The sequence below is a fragment of the Xanthomonas floridensis genome (genome assembly GCF_001642575.1).
In the GTDB taxonomy this organism is placed as follows: Bacteria; Pseudomonadota; Gammaproteobacteria; order Xanthomonadales; family Xanthomonadaceae; genus Xanthomonas; species Xanthomonas floridensis.
In genome coordinates this window covers 30,531-48,361 of sequence record NZ_LXNG01000008.1, presented here as the reverse complement: position 1 = coordinate 48,361, position 17,831 = coordinate 30,531, and the positions used below count along the sequence as shown (strand labels likewise).

12 protein-coding genes, 1 other RNA gene and 1 pseudogene are annotated in these 17,831 nt (G+C 68.6%); 6 read left to right on the top strand and 8 right to left on the bottom strand.

What is annotated here, in order from left to right:
• Positions 1–121: 121 nt before the first annotated feature.
• Positions 122–2,344 carry a primosomal protein N' gene (locus tag A7D17_RS05320; RefSeq protein ID WP_064508146.1) on the bottom strand — a complete coding sequence of 741 codons (2,223 nt, stop codon included), beginning with the start codon at positions 2,342–2,344 and terminating at the stop codon, positions 122–124.
• Between the two features lie 459 nt (positions 2,345–2,803).
• Between A7D17_RS05320 and A7D17_RS05315 the strand changes: the two genes are divergently transcribed.
• Together A7D17_RS05315 and A7D17_RS05310 are read left to right on the top strand one after the other, a co-directional pair.
• On the top strand, positions 2,804–3,835 hold the full coding sequence (locus A7D17_RS05315) for a hypothetical protein (protein ID WP_064508145.1): 1,032 nt from the start codon (positions 2,804–2,806) through the stop codon (positions 3,833–3,835).
• Positions 3,822–4,412 (top strand): DUF3106 domain-containing protein, encoded by a 591-nt coding sequence (locus A7D17_RS05310; protein ID WP_064508144.1) that lies wholly within the window; start codon positions 3,822–3,824, stop codon positions 4,410–4,412. The genes A7D17_RS05315 and A7D17_RS05310 overlap by 14 nt, the downstream gene beginning before the upstream one ends.
• A gap of 303 nt (positions 4,413–4,715) precedes the next feature.
• Here A7D17_RS05310 and A7D17_RS05305 read toward each other — a convergent pair.
• Positions 4,716–5,981, bottom strand: a pseudogene (locus tag A7D17_RS05305) (DUF3667 domain-containing protein).
• 265 nt (positions 5,982–6,246) lie between these two features.
• On the opposite strand from A7D17_RS05305, the gene A7D17_RS05300 reads away from it, so the two are divergent.
• Both A7D17_RS05300 and sppA read left to right on the top strand, forming a co-directional pair.
• Positions 6,247–7,623, top strand: coding sequence for an MATE family efflux transporter (locus A7D17_RS05300; protein WP_064508143.1), 1,377 nt, complete (start codon positions 6,247–6,249; stop codon positions 7,621–7,623).
• Between the two features lie 84 nt (positions 7,624–7,707).
• On the top strand, positions 7,708–9,609 hold the full coding sequence (gene sppA, locus A7D17_RS05295; protein WP_064508142.1) for a signal peptide peptidase SppA: 1,902 nt from the start codon (positions 7,708–7,710) through the stop codon (positions 9,607–9,609).
• 294 nt (positions 9,610–9,903) lie between these two features.
• Here the strand turns inward: sppA and A7D17_RS05290 are convergent, their stop codons facing one another.
• The gene (locus tag A7D17_RS05290; RefSeq protein WP_064508141.1) at positions 9,904–10,119 is read right to left on the bottom strand and encodes a hypothetical protein; all 216 of its coding nucleotides are present in this window, start codon (positions 10,117–10,119) and stop codon (positions 9,904–9,906) included.
• Between the two features lie 106 nt (positions 10,120–10,225).
• On the opposite strand from A7D17_RS05290, the gene A7D17_RS05285 reads away from it, so the two are divergent.
• Both A7D17_RS05285 and A7D17_RS05280 read left to right on the top strand, forming a co-directional pair.
• Entirely contained in the window at positions 10,226–11,002 is a 777-nt protein-coding gene (locus A7D17_RS05285; protein ID WP_064508140.1) for an SDR family oxidoreductase, read from the top strand.
• Between the two features lie 60 nt (positions 11,003–11,062).
• Positions 11,063–11,138: non-coding RNA, sX9 sRNA (locus A7D17_RS05280), on the top strand.
• 252 nt (positions 11,139–11,390) lie between these two features.
• Here A7D17_RS05280 and A7D17_RS05275 read toward each other — a convergent pair.
• The 5 genes from A7D17_RS05275 to A7D17_RS05255 form a co-directional block, all read right to left on the bottom strand.
• Positions 11,391–12,017: a DUF4124 domain-containing protein gene (locus tag A7D17_RS05275; RefSeq protein ID WP_193395316.1), complete on the bottom strand. Its 627-nt coding sequence runs from the start codon at positions 12,015–12,017 to the stop codon at positions 11,391–11,393.
• 14 nt (positions 12,018–12,031) lie between these two features.
• Positions 12,032–12,808, bottom strand: a complete 777-nt coding sequence (locus tag A7D17_RS05270) for a hypothetical protein (protein ID WP_064508138.1) — start codon at positions 12,806–12,808, stop codon at positions 12,032–12,034.
• Between the two features lie 472 nt (positions 12,809–13,280).
• Positions 13,281–13,844, bottom strand: coding sequence for an L-threonylcarbamoyladenylate synthase type 1 TsaC (gene tsaC / locus A7D17_RS05265; protein ID WP_064508137.1), 564 nt, complete (start codon positions 13,842–13,844; stop codon positions 13,281–13,283).
• Between the two features lie 8 nt (positions 13,845–13,852).
• The gene (locus tag A7D17_RS05260; protein ID WP_064508136.1) at positions 13,853–16,345 is read right to left on the bottom strand and encodes a DNA topoisomerase I; all 2,493 of its coding nucleotides are present in this window, start codon (positions 16,343–16,345) and stop codon (positions 13,853–13,855) included.
• 181 nt (positions 16,346–16,526) lie between these two features.
• Entirely contained in the window at positions 16,527–17,807 is a 1,281-nt protein-coding gene (locus tag A7D17_RS05255) for an RDD family protein (protein WP_064508135.1), read from the bottom strand.
• Positions 17,808–17,831: the final 24 nt, after the last annotated feature.

Sequence of the window (17,831 nt, the reverse complement as noted above, 5' to 3'; positions counted from 1 at the left end):
CGCAGCCAGGCGCGAGGGCCGTGCCGGTAACGCCGCGTCGCGCCCAGGTGCGCTCCTGCAAAACCCGGAGACATCGCGCACCGTGGATCCGGCTGCTGCCCGTGCGCGAGACGCACCGGCCTCAATACAGATCGATCGGATCCACATCCAGCGACCAGCGCACGCGCCGCGCCTGCGGCAGCGCGTAGATGGCCGGCAGTTGCGTATCGAGCAGGCGATGCAAGGCCGGGCGCTGCTGGGCCGACAGCAGCAACTGGGTGCGCTGGAAGCCGGCGCGGCGCGGCATCGGCGCCGGCATCGGGCCATAGCATTCGACGGCTGCCAGGGAGGGTGCGGGCACGCCGTTGTCTGCGCTGGTCAGGCCGCGCACCGCCTGCAGGAACTCGTTGGCCGCCGCCACGTCCTTGGCCTCGGCGCGGAACAATGCCAGGTGGGCGAACGGTGGAAAGCCGGCGGCCTCGCGTTGCTGCAACTCGGCATCGGCAAAGGCGTGATAGCCGCCGTTGACCAGGGTCTGCAGCAGGGGATGGTCGGGATGGTGCGTCTGCAGCCACACCTCGCCAGGGCGGTCGGCGCGCCCGGCGCGCCCTGCCACCTGGATCAGCTGCTGGGAGAGTTTTTCGGCCGCGCGGAAGTCTGCAGAGAACAGGCCCTCGTCGATGCCCACCACCACCACCATGGTCAGCCGCGGCAGGTCGTGGCCCTTGGCCAGGATCTGGGTGCCGACCAGGATGCCGGCCGCGTTGCCGAGCCGGGCGAGTTGGGTTTCCAGGGCGTCGCGGCGCTGGGTGGTGCTGCGGTCGATGCGCACCACCGGCACGTCCGGGAAGGCCTCGCTGAGGCGTTCTTCCAGGCGTTCGGTGCCGATGCCCTGCGGCTGCAGCGCCAGGCTGGCGCAGGCCGGACAGGCCAGCGGTGCGGGCTGGCGCGCCCCGCAGTGATGGCATTGCAGGCGACGGCCGCCGGCATGCACGGTCATCGGGGTCTGGTGCAGCGGCGTGCTGCAGCGTTGGCAGGCGGCTGTCCAGCCGCAGTCGTGGCACAGCAGCACCGGCGCGTAGCCGCGGCGGTTCTTGAACACCAGTACCTGCTCGCCGCGCGCCAGGGTGGCGCCGATGCCGGCCAGCACCTCCGGCGAGAGCCCGTCCTTGAGCGGGCGCTTGCGGACATCCAGCACGCGCACGCGCGGCGGGCGCGCTTCGCCGGCACGACGCGACAGGCGCAGGTGCTGGTAGCGGCCGGCGTAGGCGTTGTGCAGGCTTTCCAGCGAGGGCGTGGCGCTGCCCAGGATGACCGGCACGTCCAGCGCCTTGCCGCGCACCAGGGCGAAATCGCGGGCGTGATAGCGGATGCCGTCCTGTTGTTTGTAGCTGCCGTCGTGCTCCTCGTCGATCACGATCAGACCGGCCTTGGGCAGCGGGGTGAACACCGCCGAGCGGGTGCCGACGATCAGCTGGGCTTCGCCGCGCCAGGCCGCGGCCCAGACGCGGGCGCGCTCGCCATCGGACAGGCCCGAGTGCAGTGCATGCACCGGCACCCCCAGGCGCGCGCGGAAACGGCCCAGCGTCTGCGGGGTCAGACCGATCTCCGGGACCAGCACCAGCGCCTGGCGGCCGGCGGCCAGGCAGTCGGCGATTGCCTGCAGATAGACCTCGGTCTTGCCGCTGCCGGTGACGCCATCGAGCAGATAGGTGGCAAAGCCGCTGCGCGCGCGAATCGCCGCGGCTGCGGCCTGTTGCTCGTCGTTGAGCGCCGGGCCGCTGGCGGGACGGGGCGGGAGGGCATCGGCAGCCACCGCCACGCGTTCGGCGTGGCCACGCTTGGCCAGGCTGCGCGCGGCTTGCCGCCACTGCGGCAGCAGCGAGTCCAGCTGGTCTTCGCTCAGCGCGCCGGCCTGCAGCAGGCCAGCCAACAAGGCGGGTCGGCTGCCGGCGCGCAGGCTGCCCGCCCCGGTATGCCCGGCCTCGGTGAGCTGCCAGGCCCAGGCGTGGGTGTCGGCCAGTGGCTCGCCGCGGCGCAGCGGGCCGGGAAGGGCGCTGGCCTGGGCCTCGCCCAGCGGTGCATGCGTATAGCGGGCCAGCCATTGCAACGAGCGGGCCAGTTCATCCACCAGCAGCGGCGCCGCGTCGCACCACTCCAGCGCCGGGCGCAGCCCGTCTGCCGACGGCAGCTGGCCGATCTCCACCACCACCCCGACCAGCTCACGCGAGCCGAACGGCACCCGCACCCGGGAGCCCACCCGCCCTTGATCGGGCTGCGCGGCATCGGCGGGGGGCAGGTAATCGAACAATTGCGGCAGCGGCACCGGCAGGGCAACGCGCAGGGTGGTGACAGTCGAAGGCATCCTCCCAGTCTACCGACACTGTCCAGCGGCCCGGGCAGGCCGGATTTTGCGCGTGAAAGCGGTGTGATCAGTTGCGGCGCCTTTTTGTGACCGAAGTGATAAATACGACGTAAACCTATGTGAGGGCTCAGGAAACCGGTTTATCCACACTGCCTGTGGATAAACCTGTGAATTACATGCGTGCTCCACGCCGTGAAGGCGGATTCACTTGCCTCGGCAACCTCTTGGACATTTTTTCGCCACCTGGTGAAAATTCATATGGATCAATCGGTTAGGCGTGAAACACGAATGCAACAAAGAAAAAACAACAGTTGACAGACGGGTGCGTATCGGTATGTCTGCCGCTGTGCACAACGTGCGCGGACAGCGGTCGGGAGCGGAGCAACGACGGGGCGATCTGTCAAGCGGTCGGCGCGGCCGATTTGCGTCGGTATCATGCCGGCCGATGCTGGAGTTCACATGACCGTAGTCCCCGACGCCCCCGTTACCCCCGCCGCGCTGTCAGCCTTCCTGCGGGGCGTCGAACGCCGGGGTCTGGTGCTCGCGCAGCTACAGTGCGGCGACGGGGCAGCGGCCGAGCGGGCCCTGGCGGCGGCGCTGCGTGCCTTCAGTAGCCAGGCGGCCGGGCGGCCGATGGCTGGCTGGCCGATGCGCTTCTGGAGCCTGCTGGCGGCGGCGCCGCCATTGCGACGCGAACCCATGCCGGGCACCTGGTTGCCGCCCTTCACGGCACTGGGCCGGATGCAGACCTCCGACCGGCTGGCGCTGTTGCTGCGGATCGTGGCCGGGCTGGAGGAGGATGCCGCCAGCGAGGTCCAGGGCGTGGCCGTGGCGGATTATCGCCAGGCGCTGGCACGCGCCTGCCCGCGCGATGCGGCGGGCAACCCGGATGCACAGGCGTGGCGGGTGCTGGCCGAGGCGGCGCAGCAGGAGTTGCGCGACCTCAGCCCATCCCAGCTCAGCCGGTTGAGTCAGCTGCGCGACGCGGCGCTGGCCGGCATGCCGCTGCAGCCGGCCACCCTGGCAGAGCCGTCGCCGGTGCCGGCGCGGCAGCGTCCTGCCCGCGCGCGCAGCAGGCGGCAATGGCAATGGCCCCGGGTCGATCGCCGCCAGGCCGGCATCGCCCTGGGCGTGCTGGCACTGGCGATGCTGTTGGCGGTGCTGGCCTGGTGGTGGACGCATCGCCGGCCGGCATTGCCGCCGGAGCCGGTGTCGCAGGCCCCGGCGGGCGTGCTGCATGTGACCGATGCCGCCCCGGTTTTGGTGGAAGAACTGCCGGCGATCGACTTGCCGGATCAGCCCGCCGCCCCCGCGCTGGATCCACGTGACCAGGCGATGCTGGCCGACCCGGACCTGGAACTGGCGCGTTCGGCGGATTTCTACGCGTGGTATGCGGCCGGGCATCCGATCCCGGCCGACGAATCCGGCGCACACGCCACGGCGGCCGAACAGCCGTCGGCGCCACTGGAGACGGTCGATGACGAAAACTGACTGGGCAGCACTGTTGCTGTGCGCCGTGATCGGCAGCGCCGGTGCGCAGGCCCTGCCGGCCGCGCTGGATGAAGGTGGCGCCACGACGCCCGCGTCCGCTGCGACGTCGCCGGCCGCACCCAGCGCCGCCCAGCAACGCGCGCGCTGGGCCGCACTGACGCCCGTGCAGCAGGCCGACCTGCGTGCCCGCTACGCCGCCTGGAAGGACCTGACCGCCACCGACCGGGTGGTGCTGCGCCAGGCACGCGAGCGCCTGCAGGGGCTGCCCGAGGACCAGCAGCGCGCCCTGCGCACCCAGTTCACCGCACTGGATCGCCTGCACCGGGACGGGTGGCGGCTGGGCTCGCAGCTTGGCAACTTCTATCCGCAGCTGCAGCCGCTGGTTGGCTACGTGCCGGTGGCGCAGCGCGAGCAGGTGTTGGCGGTGCTGCGTAGCCTGGATGCCGGCCAGCTGGCGCAGCTGGCGGTCCTGGCGCAACGCACGCCGCCACAGGAGCGCGATGGTCTGCGTGAGGCACTGCTGGCGCAGGCGCCGGCCACGCGCGGCAGCTGGTTGAGCCGTCAGCTGGCGCGTTGATCGCCCGCGCCGCGGCGGTGGGCCGCCGCGCACACGCCGCACCTTCGATGGCAACTGCGCACAGTGCCCGCACACGCCGATGCCGCGTTGATGCCGTGATCCGAGCAGCAGGCCAATGCCCGGCTGGCGTGACCGCCATGGGTGTGCTGGCGCAGGAACTGACGGCGGCACTGGACCAGGGGCAGCCGCACCACACGCGCCGATGCCGATACGTGGGGGCGCGAACACCGCCGCATCGCAAGCCTGGTTGCAGCCAGCGCTGAAGCAGCGCTCTTCAGGGCCTGCTTGATCTACAAGGCCTGCTTAAAGACGCGCCAGGCTGGCCACCATCAGCAGCGCAGCGGCCACGGTAACGACGACCAGATAGATGCCGCCCAGGCCAACGTACTTCAGCACCGTCAGCGGCCAGCCCTGCCCATAGACACGCCGCTGCATCCACAGCAGCTACAGCGGCTACAGCGGCATCCACAGCGCCAGCCCGAATTGAACCACCCCGATGCTCCAGGCGATCGGGCTGGCAATCTGCGCCAGCGCATCGGCCAGCAGCGACAACAGCAGCATGGCCAGCAGGTTCAGGCACACGAACGCGTGGCTGTAGAGCGCGACCACCAGATGTTGCAGATACACCCGGCCGCTGCGCAGGTAGAACACGCGCAACAGCAACGCAAACAGCGGTACCAGCACCAGCAACGTGGACGGCACCGCGGCAAAGAAGGCGTTGTAGAGCAGCTGCGGGTTGCTGCGCAGGCGCGGCAGGTTGTCGCGGATATGGCGGAGCTGCACGTTGAGCCAGTGGTTGGCGAACGCCGGCAGCGGCGCCGATGTCAGCGGATTGCTGACCGGATCCCAGGGCTTGCCAACCACCGAAAAGAACGTGGCGTTGTCGGGTGCATCCACCGCCGGCGCGGCACTCTCCAGGCGCGCTCCCTGATGCAGTTGCGCCAGCCGTTTACGCGCTCCGCTCTCGGCGCGGGCGATGCCGGCATCCACGTCGTTGCGGGCAATGCCTGCCGGCACCACCTTGCGGGTCTGCAGCAGCGCGCCGGCCATCTGCGCGCGGACCGCTTCCACCTGTGCCGGTGTGCGTGCGCGGGCAATGCCTACCGGCACCACCTTACGGGTCTGCAGCAGCGCGCCGGCCATCTGCGCGGACCGCTTCCACCTGTGCCGGTGTGCGTGCATGCGCAAAGTCCTTGGGTAACGACGTCTGGGTGAGGTTGTCCCCGGTGAGCGCGTGCGCGTCGTCTGACGCATGCACCGCCAGCCGGGCGATGAAGGATGTCAGCAGGCTCAGCACCAGGAACAGCCGCATCGGCGCGACGTAGCGCAGGCGATGGCCGCCCAGGAACCGCAGCGCCACGCGGCCGGGCACCAGCAGGTCGCGCAAGGTGCGGAAGATCCGTCCATCCAGGTGCCAGAAGGAGTCGAAGACTTCCTCCACCGCGTGCGCGACGCTGCGCACCGGGGGGTTATGCGTGCTCTGGCCGCAGGCGTGGCAGACGCGCCCCGCAGGGCGGTGGCGCGGTTCTCGCAGTCCGAAGGATGCGCGGTGGGCGGGTGCAGGGACATGGCCGGATCCGGTTGGCGGCGAGGGACGCTGAGTGCCAGGCCGGGCCGCTCCACGGTCGTGCCTGGCAGGCCATGCAGCGTATCGCGCGGCGCAGGCCCACACCCTTGGCGATGACGGCGTGTTGCCACCGCAATCGCCTTGCGCTGCCGGGTGCTGCGGGCGCGTCAGATCCCTGTCGGGAAGTGCGCGTAAGATGGCGGCCCCGCGCGACCCGGTGCCAGCGCCTCCCGGCACGGCCGCAGTCCGCGCGGCGATCGGTTTGTCATGTCTGTCTCTGCTACACCCGCGCCCACGACGCCAGGCTTCGCCTCGGAAGTGCGCACCACCGGCCTGCTGGCCTTGCCGCTGGTACTCGGTCACGTCTCCACCGGCTTGATCGGCTTCGTCGATAACGTCATCGCCGGCCACCACGGCACCGCCACGCTGGCGGCGGTGACCATCGGCACCTCGCTGCTGTGGCTGCCGATGCTGGTGCCGATCGGCACCCTGATTTCGTTGACCGCCTCGGTGTCGCAACTGCTCGGCGCCGGGCGCGAGCGCGAGATCGGGCCGCTGTTCCGTCAGGCCCTGTGGTTGTCGCTGGGGCTGAGCGCGCTGATGTTCGCGTTCCTGAGCGTGGTGCCGCCACTGCTGCCGACCTTCGGCATTGCGCCGGACATCGTGCCCGGCGCCACCGACTTCCTGCATGCGGTGCGCTGGGGCGTGCCGGCGCTGACGTTCTACTTCTGCATGCGCTATCTCAGCGAGGGCATGCACTGGACGCTGCCGACCATGCTGCTGGGCTTCGGCGGGTTGCTGGTGCTGGCGCCGCTGGGCTATGCGCTGACCTATGGCCGATTCGGGTTTGCCGAACATGGCGCGCAGGGGCTGGGCATGGCGTCGGCGATCACCATGTGGGTGCAGGCCAGCGCGTTTGCACTGTATCTGTGGCGCGCGCGGCGGTTTGCGCATCTGGAGTTGTTCACTCACCTGGAAGGGCCGCGCTGGCGGGCGATCGGCGATCTGCTGCGCACGGGCCTTCCGATCGGCATCACCGTGTTGATGGAAGGCGGGTTGTTCATCGTCACCGCGCTGCTGATCGGCCGGTTGGGCGCGACCGAGGCGGCCGCACACCAGATCGCCATCAACGTCGCGCAGCTGTGCTTCATGATCCCGATGGGCGTGGCCGAGGCCACCACTGTGCGCGTGGGCCACGCGGTCGGCCGCGGCGACCCGCTCGCGATGCGTCGCGCCACCTGGGCCGGTTACGCCATCGTGCTGGGCACCCAGGCGCTGTCGGCCAGCGCGCTGTTGCTGGGGCACGACGCCATCGTGAGCGTGTATACCGACGATGTGGCGGTGGCCGCGCTGGCTTCGCTGCTGCTGCTGTTTGCCGCCACCTTCCAGTTTCCCGATGGCATCCAGGTGTTGTCGGCCGGCGCGCTGCGCGGGCTCAAGGACACGCGTGTGCCGATGTTTCTGGCCATGGTCTCGTACTGGGGCGTGGGCATGCCGATCGGCGCCGGGCTCGGGCTGGGTCTTGGTTGGGGACCGCAGGGCATGTGGGTCGGTCTGATCCTGGGCCTGACCGTGGCATCGGTCCTGATGGGATTGCGCTTCCGCCAGACCAGCCGGCGGCTGACCGACACTGTGGCACCCTGACTTTCAGCGCATGCCGCATGCACGGTGCAGCCGGTATGCTGGGCGCCACGATCTGTCCGCAACGTCTTTTCGACGGAGTTTTCCATGAATCACCCCGTGCGTCGCAGTCCCATCGCCAGCTTCTTCGTCGGCCTGTGGGATGTGATGAATTTCACCCGGCGCCTGATCTTCAACTTGGTGTTCTTCGGTTTTCTGTTCCTGTTGCTGCTGGTGTTGGTGGTGGCGATGGCGCGCGGCGACGGCACCAAGCCGCTGGCCGAGCGCACCACGCTGGTGATCAATCCCGAAGGCACGCTGGTCGAGCAATTCAGCGCCGACCCGGTGAGCCGGTCGCTGGCCAAGGCGGTGGGCGACAAGAGCGCCGAAGAAGTGCAGCTGCGCGACCTGGTGCGGGTGATCGAAGCGGCCGGCAAGGACCGCAAGATCGAGCGTGTGGTGTTGAACCTGGACAAGCTGCAGCCGTCCGGCTTCGCCTCGCAGCGCGAAGTGGCCGCTGCGCTGCAGAAGCTGCGCGCTTCCGGCAAGCAGATCGTGGCCTTCAGCGAGAGCATGAGCCAGGGCCAGTACCTGCTCGCCGCGCAGGCCAACGAGGTGTACCTGGACCCGATGGGCAGCGTGCTGCTGGAAGGGCTTGGCCGTTATCGCCAGTATTTCCGTGAAGGCCTGCAGGACAAGCTCGGCGTGGACGTGCACCTGTTCCGCGTGGGCGAGTACAAGTCCGCCGCCGAGCCCTACATCCTCGACGCGGCCTCGGCCGACGCCAAGGAAGCGGACCTGTTCTGGATGAACGACGTGTGGCAGCGCTACCTGGCCGACGTGGGCGCCGCGCGCAAGCTCACGCCTGCACAGCTGACCGCCGGCATCGATACGCTGCCCGAAGGTGTGGTGGCCGCCGGCGGTGACCTGGCCAAGTTCGCGTTGCAGCAGAAGCTGGTCGACGGGCTCAAGACCCGTGAAGACGTCGATGCGCTGCTGACCAAGCGCGGCGTCGCCGACAGCGATGCCGACAGTGGCTTCCGCAATATCGGCTTCAATGATTACCTGAGCCAGTTGCAGGCGCAGCGCTCGCCGATGGACAGCCGCCCGCAGGTGGCCGTGGTCGTGGCAGCCGGCGAGATCAGCGGTGGCGAGCAGCCGGCCGGCCGCATCGGTGGCGAGTCCACTGCCGCGCTGCTGCGCCAGGCGCGCGACGACGACGAGGTCAAGGCGGTCGTGCTGCGGGTGGATTCGCCCGGTGGCGAAGTGTTCGCCTCGGAGCTGATCCGGCGCGAAGTGGTCGCGCTCAAGCAGGCCGGAAAGCCGGTGGTGGTCTCGATGGGCGACCTGGCCGCCTCGGGCGGGTACTGGATCAGCATGAATGCCGATCGCATCTACGCCGACCCGTCCACGATCAGCGGTTCGATCGGCATCTTCGGCATGGTGCCCAACCTGACCCGCGCGCTGGACAAGATCGGCGTGCATACCGACGGCGTGGGCACCACGCGCTTTGCCGGTGCCTTCGATATCACTCGCCCGCTGGACCCGGCCGCCGGCCAGGTGATCCAGTCGGTGATCAACAAGGGCTATGCCGATTTCACCGGCAAGGTGGCGCAGGCGCGGCACCAGTCGGTGGAGGCGATCGACAAGGTGGCGCGTGGTCGGGTGTGGAGCGGTGCGCAGGCCAAGCAGCACGGTCTGGTGGATGCCTTCGGCGGCATGTCCGAAGCGGTGGCCGACGCGGCCGACCGCGCCAAGCTGGGCCGCGGCAAGTTCCGCGTCCGCTATGTGGAAAAGCCGGCCACCCCGTTCTCGCAGTTCATGAGCGGCTTTGCCGGCAGCCGCATGGGCGCCTGGATGCTGGGCGATTCGGGCGTGGCCCGCGCAGTGCTGGCGCGCTCGCTGCCGGAAGTGGACACGCAGCTGCGCTTTGTCGAAGACGCCGTGCATGACGGCAAGGCCGGCGGCACGCCGGTCAAGGCACTGGCCTACTGCTTCTGCGGGTTCTGAGGCAGCAAGCCAGGCCCTCCACTACAGCGACAACGCCGGCCTTGTGCCGGCGTTGTCGTCTGTGCCGCATGACGCTGCGGGCTTGCCGCATGCGGACGGCCCCGCTGCGGTGTTGAACTGTTGAACTGTTGAACGCGCTTCCCCCGCCTCGCACTTACAGCAGCTGACAAGACGGCCGTGCTCACCGCCGTGCGGGCGCGGTCTGTGCTCGGTGCGGCAGGTGCAACTCGTACACATACACACCGGTTCCTGCGCGCCGTCCACACGACTGCGCGTGCAGCGTATTAGCCGCCGTTATTGCGTGGCGGCGTCGATCGCCTTGCGCTGATCTTCGGCAGCCTGGTCGCTGGCGGCCTGCACGGCGTGTGCCTGGTTCAGCGGCGCCTGGATGTGGTCGCGCAAGGCGGTCGCCTGCGGATCGGGCTTTTGATCGGTGGGCGCCGGTTGCGGGCGCTGGCAAGCCACAACCGGCAACGCCAGAACGGCGGCAAGCATCCAGTGCAGTTTCATCGTCGTGACCTCGCTCGGTGTGGCGGTATCCTAACGCCGCTGCCGTCGCGCTGCGTCAACTGCGCTGCAGCGGCTGTTTCCCGCGTTTTGAAAGAGGATCACCCACGTGACAACGCACCGCTGGCGGCTGGACGGACAGACCGCGCTCATCACCGGCGCCAGCGCCGGTATTGGTCTTGCCATTGCCCGCGAACTGCTCGGCTTCGGTGCGGATCTGCTGCTGGTGGCGCGCGATGCCGATGCACTGGCGCAGGCGCGCGACGAACTGGCCGAAGAGTTCCCGGAGCGCGAACTGCACGGCCTGGCCGCCGATGTCTCCGACGACGACGAGCGCCGCGCGATCCTGGACTGGGTGGAAGACCACGCCGACGGCCTGCATCTGCTGATCAACAATGCCGGCGGCAACATCACCCGCGCCGCGATCGACTACACCGAAGACGAGTGGCGCGGCATCTTCGAAACCAACGTGTTTTCCGCGTTCGAACTGTCGCGTTACGCACACCCGCTGCTGACCCGGCACGCGGCCTCGGCTATCGTCAATGTCGGCAGCGTCTCGGGCATCACGCATGTGCGCAGCGGCGCGCCTTACGGCATGACCAAGGCGGCGCTGCAGCAGATGACGCGCAACCTGGCGGTGGAGTGGGCCGAGGACGGCATTCGCGTCAATGCGGTGGCGCCGTGGTACATCCGCACGCGCCGTACCTCCGGGCCGTTGTCGGATCCGGACTACTACGAGCAGGTGATCGAGCGAACGCCGATGCGCCGCATTGGCGAACCCGAAGAGGTCGCCGCCGCGGTCGGTTTTCTGTGCTTGCCGGCCGCCAGCTACATCACCGGCGAATGCATCGCGGTGGATGGCGGATTCCTGCGGTACGGGTTTTAGAGCAGCTAACAAAACTACTGCGCAGCCGCCAGGCGGGCGCGGCCGGTGCTCGGAATCCTCATGTACCACTCGTACACTCCGGTTCCTCCGCGCCGTCCACACCCGCCTGACGACTGCTCGCTACGTTTTGTTAGCCACTCTTAGCCTCATCGGCACACGACTGCGGCCGCTGTGGCAACGGTGTGTAAACGAAAAGACGCTTCAACAGAGAAGGGCGCTTAATCCGCAACGCGCGCAACCAGAGGATCCCCGGGTCGGCGCGGGATACATCCCTTTCCCCCGGCATCGCGGGGGAAGGTGCCCGAAGGGCGGATGGGGGCATCGGTGACGCGCAGGCATGACGCACTTGCCATCGATCGCCTTCCTGCACGCAGCCCTGCAGAGTCAGTCAGGGCGCGGCCGAGGGATTCGCGCAGCGGCTTTCCTCCAGCACACGCCGCATCTGGTCGTAGCGCTGTTTGCGTTCGGCCGACTGCGCTTCATCGGAGAAACGCCAGGTCGATTCGGCCTGCTCGGCGCGTTTGCGCCAGGCCTCGCACAGGCTCTGGTCCGGCACCGGGGCGCAACGGTCGGTGACCACTTCGCAGGCACTGCCGCCACCGGTGGCCGGGCCGCCGGCCAGGTTGGTCGTCTGCATCGGCAGGCAGCGCGTGGCCGGTTCGCGGTCTTCGGTGAAGTAGCGGCCGTTGTCGTGCGCGGTGCATTCGAATAGCGGTGGTGGGGGCAGGGTGGAGGTCGATGGCAGTGGGGCCGGCGCTGCCACGGGCGCAGCGGCAGGCACTGCTGCCGGCGGCGCTGGCGCAACCGGTGCCGTGCGCACGGGCGCTGGCGCAGGGGGCGTGCCGGGCGCAAATGGCACCGAGGCCGGTGCGGTCATCAGCTTCTTCTGTTGCTGCATGCCCTTCGGACACGGCATGTTCTGCACGGTGAGCGCGCCGCTGGGATCGGTGCAGCGATAGATGGCCACTTCCTGGGCATTGCTGCCTGAGACCCAGGCCATCATCAACAAGGCGATCAGGCGCATGCGGCTCATACGCCGCCGCAATCGCGTTGCTGGCGCGCTTCGATGCCGCGCTGTTCGCGGCTGAGTTCCACCCGCTCGCTCTGCAGGGCGCTGTTATAGCGACGGATCAGCTCCCAGCGCCGGTCGGCCAGGCGCGCGCACACTTCCTGCTCGGGCAGCGCATGGCATTCGTCGCGGATCTGCACATTGCCGTAAGGCACGATCACCGTGCCGCCATAACCGCCCTGATAGGTGCCTTGATAGCGACCCTGGTAGGCGTCGGTGCCGAAGCTGGCGCTGCCGCGGATGCTGCCGCCGCGTCCGGAGGAGCCACCCTGCACCGCGATCGCGGGGCGCGGGCTGACCGGTAGCGGTGGGCGCAGGGTGCCGGCAGGTGGCGGAGGCGGAGCGATGCCATTGCCCACATAGGCCGGGCCCCAGGTCGGCACCCAGCGCGGATTGCCTTCCGGGCTGTCGCTGGTATAGCGGTTGCCATCTTCGGTAGTGCACTCGTACATCGGTTGCGGCGGCTGTACGGTGACGATGCGGACCTCGCGCGCCGGCGGCGCGGCAGCCGGTGCCGGTGCATCCAGGCGCTGCGGACGCGCTGGCGGATCCTGCGGGCGCTGCATGTCCAGCACCTGCTGGCGCCCGCTGCTGCACGGCGCGTCCTGCAGCGCAACCGTGCCGGTGCTGCTGACACAGCGGTAGACCCGCACGTTCGGGTCGGGCTTGGTGGCCGTGTTCGCTGCCGAGGCGGGCAGCGCACAGGCCAGCAACAACAGAATCGGGAAAGTGCGCATGGCTGGAGTGTGCGCGCTCGGCGGCCGCGCCGCAAAGTGGGGCGACTGGCTGCCAGGGCGCGATGCGGATGCCGGTCGTGTGCTGCGGGGCGGTGCCGCTTCAGGGTGTGGTGGCCTGGCTTGAACACCGGGCCAGAACCTGGAATCTGGCGCGTCAGCTCCATGACTGGTCGCTACAGAACGCGGACGTAGAACTGCGCCACCGAGACCGGCTGCACTCACTGCGGGGGAGATGGCGTGGATCCCGGCTGGCCGCGCTTGCGGTGATCGGCTACACGGATCAGGCGCGGTGGCAGGGTTGCCTGCAACGCTGACGGGAGGCGGTCGCCGTTGGATCTGCGAGAGCGGGGATCAGATCATGCGTTGTCTGGCCCGCCAGGCCGTGCCAAGGGCGATTGGTCTTGGCAGCGCGTTCCCATCGTCATCCAGGCACCGCGGCATGATCTGTCGCGTCGGATTGGCTGGCGCGGTCTCAGTCGCGCAAGACCTGACCGGTACGCGCATCGCGGATGGTGGTGGGCTGGGCGTGGCCGCCGACGTCGCCGGCCAGCACGCCGTCGATACTGGTCAGCAAGGCCGGGTCCAGCGCGTCGCGGCTGCGCGCCGGCGGCTGCCCGGCCAGGTTGGCACTGGTGGACACCAGCGGCGCACCCCAGGCCGCGCACAGCGCCGCCACGAGCGGATGGGCGCTGACGCGCACCGCCAACCCGTCATGCGTGCCGGTGACCCAGCGCGGCGCGCGGTCGGTGATCGGCAGGATCCAGGTGTTCGGGCCGGGCCAGCTGGCCAGCACGGCTTGTCTGCGGGCCGATTCCAGCGCATCCAGGTCGACCCAATCGCGCAACAGCGCCACATCGGAGGCCACCACGATCACGCCCTTGTCCACCGGCCGCCGCTTGATCTCCAGCAACCGCAACACGGCCGCTTCCCGGGCCGGATCGCAGCCCAAGCCCCACACTGCCTCGGTGGGGTAGGCGATCACGCCACCCTGGCGCAGGGCGGCGACAGCGCCATCCAGGCTGAGTGCGTGATCCATGGCGTGGCTCAGCCTGCGGCCTTGCTCGCGGTCTTCTTGACCACGCGCTTGGTCGCCTTCTTGGCGGCGGCCTTCTTGGCCGGGGCCTTCTTCGCCGCCGTCTTGGTGGCAGCGGTCTTGGTCGCGGTCTTCTTGACGGCCGTCTTCTTCGGCGCCGAATCCTTCACCGCATTCTTCTTGAGCGTGGCCTTCTTGGCACCGAAGCCCTTGCGCACCGGCTTGCCGGTGTCGGCCAGCAGCTGCTGCACTTCCTCGAAGGTCAACGATGCCGGCTCGCGATCCTTGGGGATCTTGCCATTGAGCTTGCCATCGCTGATGTACGGGCCAAAGCGGCCATTGAGCACCTGGATGTCGCTGCCGTCGAATTCCTTGATGACGCGGTTGCGTGCGATCTCTTCCTTCTCTTCGATCAGGAACACCGCCCGCGCCAGATCGATGGTGTACGGATCGTCTTCCTTCTTCAGCGACGCATACACGCTACCGCGGCGCGCAAACGGCCCGAAGCGGCCAATGCCGACGCTGACGTCCTGGTCCTTGTCCTGGCCGAGGGCGCGCGGCATCTTGAACAGCTCCAGCGCGTCTTCGATCGAGATCGAATAGATGCTCTGGCCCGGTCGCAACGAGGCGAAGGTCGGCTTTTCTTCGTCTTCCACGGTGCCGATCTGCACCATCGGGCCGAAGCGGCCGATGCGTGCGCTCACTTCCTTGCCGCTGACCGGGTCGGTGCCGAGCACGCGCACGCTGCCAGCGTCGGTCTTGTCCAGCGAATCCTTCTTGTCCTCGACCAGTTCCTTGAACGGGCCCCAGAACTTCTCCATCAACGGGATCCACTCTTCCTCGCCACGCGAGACCGCATCCAGGTCGTCTTCGAGCTTGGCGGTGAAGTCGTAGTCCACGTAGCGGGTGAAATGTCCGGACAGGAACTTGGAGACCGCACGGCCCACGTCGGTGGGACGGAAGCTGCGTCCTTCCATTTCCACGTATTTGCGGAACTGCAGGGTCTGGATGATCGAGGCATAGGTGGACGGACGGCCGATGCCGTATTCCTCCAGCGCCTTGACCAGCGCCGCTTCGGTGAAGCGCGGCGGCGGTTGGGTGAAGTGCTGGTCGGTGACGATGCGGTCCAGCGGGATGTTGTCGCCGGCCTTCATCAGCGGCAGCTTGCGGCCCTCATCCTCATCTTCGCTGCTCTTGGTGTCCTTGCCTTCCTCGTAGACGGCCAGGAAGCCCGGGACCACCACAGTGGTGCCGCTGGCGCGGAACACATGTTCGCTGCCGGCCGACAGATCCACGCTGACGGTGTTGAGCGTGGCCGGAATCATCTGGCAGGCCACCGCGCGACGCCAGATCAGCTCGTACAGGCGGCGCTCGTCGTCGGACAAAAAGCGCGCCACCTGTGCAGGAGTGCGCAGTGCCGAGGTCGGGCGCACCGCTTCATGGGCTTCCTGCGCGTTCTTGGATTTGGTGGTGTAGGCGTTGGGCTGGTCCGGCAGCGAGGCGGTGCCGAAATCGCGCGCGATCACGTCGCGGATTTCCGCCAGTGCGTCCTGCGACAGGTTCACCGAGTCGGTACGCATATAGCTGATCAGACCGACCGAGCCTTCATCGCCCAGCGCCACGCCTTCGTACAACTTCTGCGCCACCTGCATGGTCTTGCGGGTGGTGAAGCCGAGTTTGCGCGAGGCTTCCTGCTGCAGCGTGGAGGTGGTGAACGGCGGGGCCGGACGACGCTTGCGCTCCTTGCTGGCCACGTCGGTGACGTGCAGCACGCCTTGCGCGGCCTGCTGGATACGCAACCGCGCCGCCTCGGCGGTATCGCCGTCGGTGACGGTGAACTGCTCGAACTTCTGTCCGTCCAGCTTGATCAGCCGTGCATTGAAGGCCTGCGAGGGATGCCGGCAATGCGCATCGATGGACCAGTACTCGCGCGCGATGAAGGCTTCGATCTCTTCCTCGCGCTCGACAATCATGCGCAGCGCCGGCGACTGCACGCGGCCGGCCGACAACCCGCGCTGCACCTTGCGCCACAACACCGGCGACAGGTTGAAGCCCACCAGGTAGTCGAGCGCACGGCGCGCCTGCTGCGCATCCACCAGGTCGGCGGCGATCGCGCGCGGCTTGAGCATGGCTTCCTTGATCGCGCGCGGGGTGATTTCGGTAAACACCACCCGCTGCATCGGCTTGTCCTTGAGCAGGCCGCGCTCTTTCAGGATCTCGGCGATGTGCCAGCTGATCGCCTCGCCCTCGCGGTCCGGGTCGGTTGCCAGAAAGATGTCGTCGGCGCCCTTGGCGGCGCGCGCGATGGCTTCGACATGCTTCTCGTTCTTCTCGATCAGGTCGTAGCGCATCGCGAACCCATTGTCCGGATCGACCGCGCCCTCCTTGGGGACGAGGTCGCGCACGTGCCCATACGAGGCCAGGACGGTGAAGTCCTTGCCGAGGTATTTATTGATCGTCTTGGCCTTGGCGGGCGATTCGACGATGAGCAGGTGCTTGGGCATGGTGGCAACTTCTTGGGGCAAGGCCCGGGGGGCGGGTAGCGTGGCCTAATTGGCCGGTCGAGGGAAGCAGATCGGCCGTTTCCCACACGTTAACGCCCGGGAAGTAGCCCGGGCGTTCAGTTCTCTTATTAGAAAGATCACGGCGGACGCCGCCGTGTCAAGCGGCCAGCGCCGCGAACCGCTAGCTGTGGCTCATCCCGATCGCCGCCAGCATGAAGCCCACCACCACGATCGAGACCAGCAGCAGCAGCCCGTAAAGGGCCAGGACCACGATCGAGACCGTGTCCAACCCCCTGGACTGCAGCTCCGGATGGTCGGTGAAGGCCCAGCGGTCCACCACCAGAGTGTCGCAGACCTTGTCGTGCGGGGCCTGCTTGCGCGCGCTCATACCGGCCATGAAGGCGGCCACGACCACACCGATGCCCAGGGTGAGCACGCTGATCAGCAGGTAGGCCAGGTAGCGCAGCAGGTTGCGCCAAAAGCCGACGCGCGCGCCATGGCTGTCGGCGCGGACCACCTTGATCCCGCAGGCAAGCTTGCCCAGGCTGGCCTGGAGCCGGCTGGACTGCATCCACGCGAAATACAGGGTGGGGATGGCCAGCCCGATGCCGTAGGACAGCACCAGCAGCGCAATGCCGAGCGCGCTGCCATCGTCCAGCGCGGAGCCGGCATCGCTCAGCCCGGCGCCGAAGGCAAGCACGAACACCAGCGGGATCACGATCAGGTAGACCGCGAAGGTGGTGACCAGGCTGTCCAGGATGCTGGCCGCCACGCGGCGCCACAGACCGGCGTAGACGACCGGCGCGTCTGGCGCTGCGACGACGGCGGCCGGTGTGGGCCCGGCCGGGGTGTCCCAGGCGGTCGGCAACGGCGTGGCGGCCGGTGGTGGTTGGAGCGGGGATGCGGCGGCGGCTGCAGGTGGCTGCACGGCGGCGTCCGCTGCGCCCGGTGAAGTGGACCGCGACGCGTCGCCTTCCAGCGCGGCCAGCCCGCCGGCGGTCGGGTAAGGCTGCGCCGCTGCCGGGTGCGAGCCCGTCTGCAGTAAATCTTGCGCGGATGGGCCAGGCGGCGCCGATGCGGTTGCCGGTGCCGGTGCCGGCGGTGTGCTGGTGGCAGCTTGAGCGGGCTCGGCCGGCGCATCCGGTTCGGCGATGGCAGGGGCGGCCGGCCGCGACCAATCCTGTGCTGGGGTATCGGCAGCCGACATGTCCGCTAGCGGTGCGGCCTCCTTCGTCAACGCGACTGCAGGTGCATCGGCGGCCGGCGCTACTGGCGCCGGTATCGGCGTATCCAGACCCAGTTCGGCCGCGACATCGCCCAGCGTCACCCACTGCGGCAGACCCTCGCGCCAGACCAGGCTGCTACGATCGATAAGCCCCTGCGACAGGCGCGCGACCAGCGTGTCCGTGTCCACCGGCCCCTGGCGTTGCCGCTGTGCGTCGGCGTAGTACCACTGCGTCATTGATGTCCCCCTTGGTGGCGCGAA

Bases quoted from the DNA above. Each gene is read 5' to 3' on its own strand.
- A7D17_RS05320 (WP_064508146.1), bottom strand. From the start codon at position 2,344: ATGCCTTCGACTGTCACCACCCTGCGCGTTGCCCTGCCGGTGCCGCTG.
- A7D17_RS05315 (WP_064508145.1), top strand. From the start codon at position 2,804: ATGACCGTAGTCCCCGACGCCCCCGTTACCCCCGCCGCGCTGTCAGCC.
- A7D17_RS05310 (WP_064508144.1), top strand. From the start codon at position 3,822: ATGACGAAAACTGACTGGGCAGCACTGTTGCTGTGCGCCGTGATCGGC.
- A7D17_RS05300 (WP_064508143.1), top strand. From the start codon at position 6,247: ATGTCTGTCTCTGCTACACCCGCGCCCACGACGCCAGGCTTCGCCTCG.
- sppA (WP_064508142.1), top strand. From the start codon at position 7,708: ATGAATCACCCCGTGCGTCGCAGTCCCATCGCCAGCTTCTTCGTCGGC.
- A7D17_RS05290 (WP_064508141.1), bottom strand. From the start codon at position 10,119: ATGAAACTGCACTGGATGCTTGCCGCCGTTCTGGCGTTGCCGGTTGTG.
- A7D17_RS05270 (WP_064508138.1), bottom strand. From the start codon at position 12,808: ATGCGCACTTTCCCGATTCTGTTGTTGCTGGCCTGTGCGCTGCCCGCC.
- tsaC (WP_064508137.1), bottom strand. From the start codon at position 13,844: ATGGATCACGCACTCAGCCTGGATGGCGCTGTCGCCGCCCTGCGCCAG.
- A7D17_RS05260 (WP_064508136.1), bottom strand. From the start codon at position 16,345: ATGCCCAAGCACCTGCTCATCGTCGAATCGCCCGCCAAGGCCAAGACG.
- A7D17_RS05255 (WP_064508135.1), bottom strand. From the start codon at position 17,807: ATGACGCAGTGGTACTACGCCGACGCACAGCGGCAACGCCAGGGGCCG.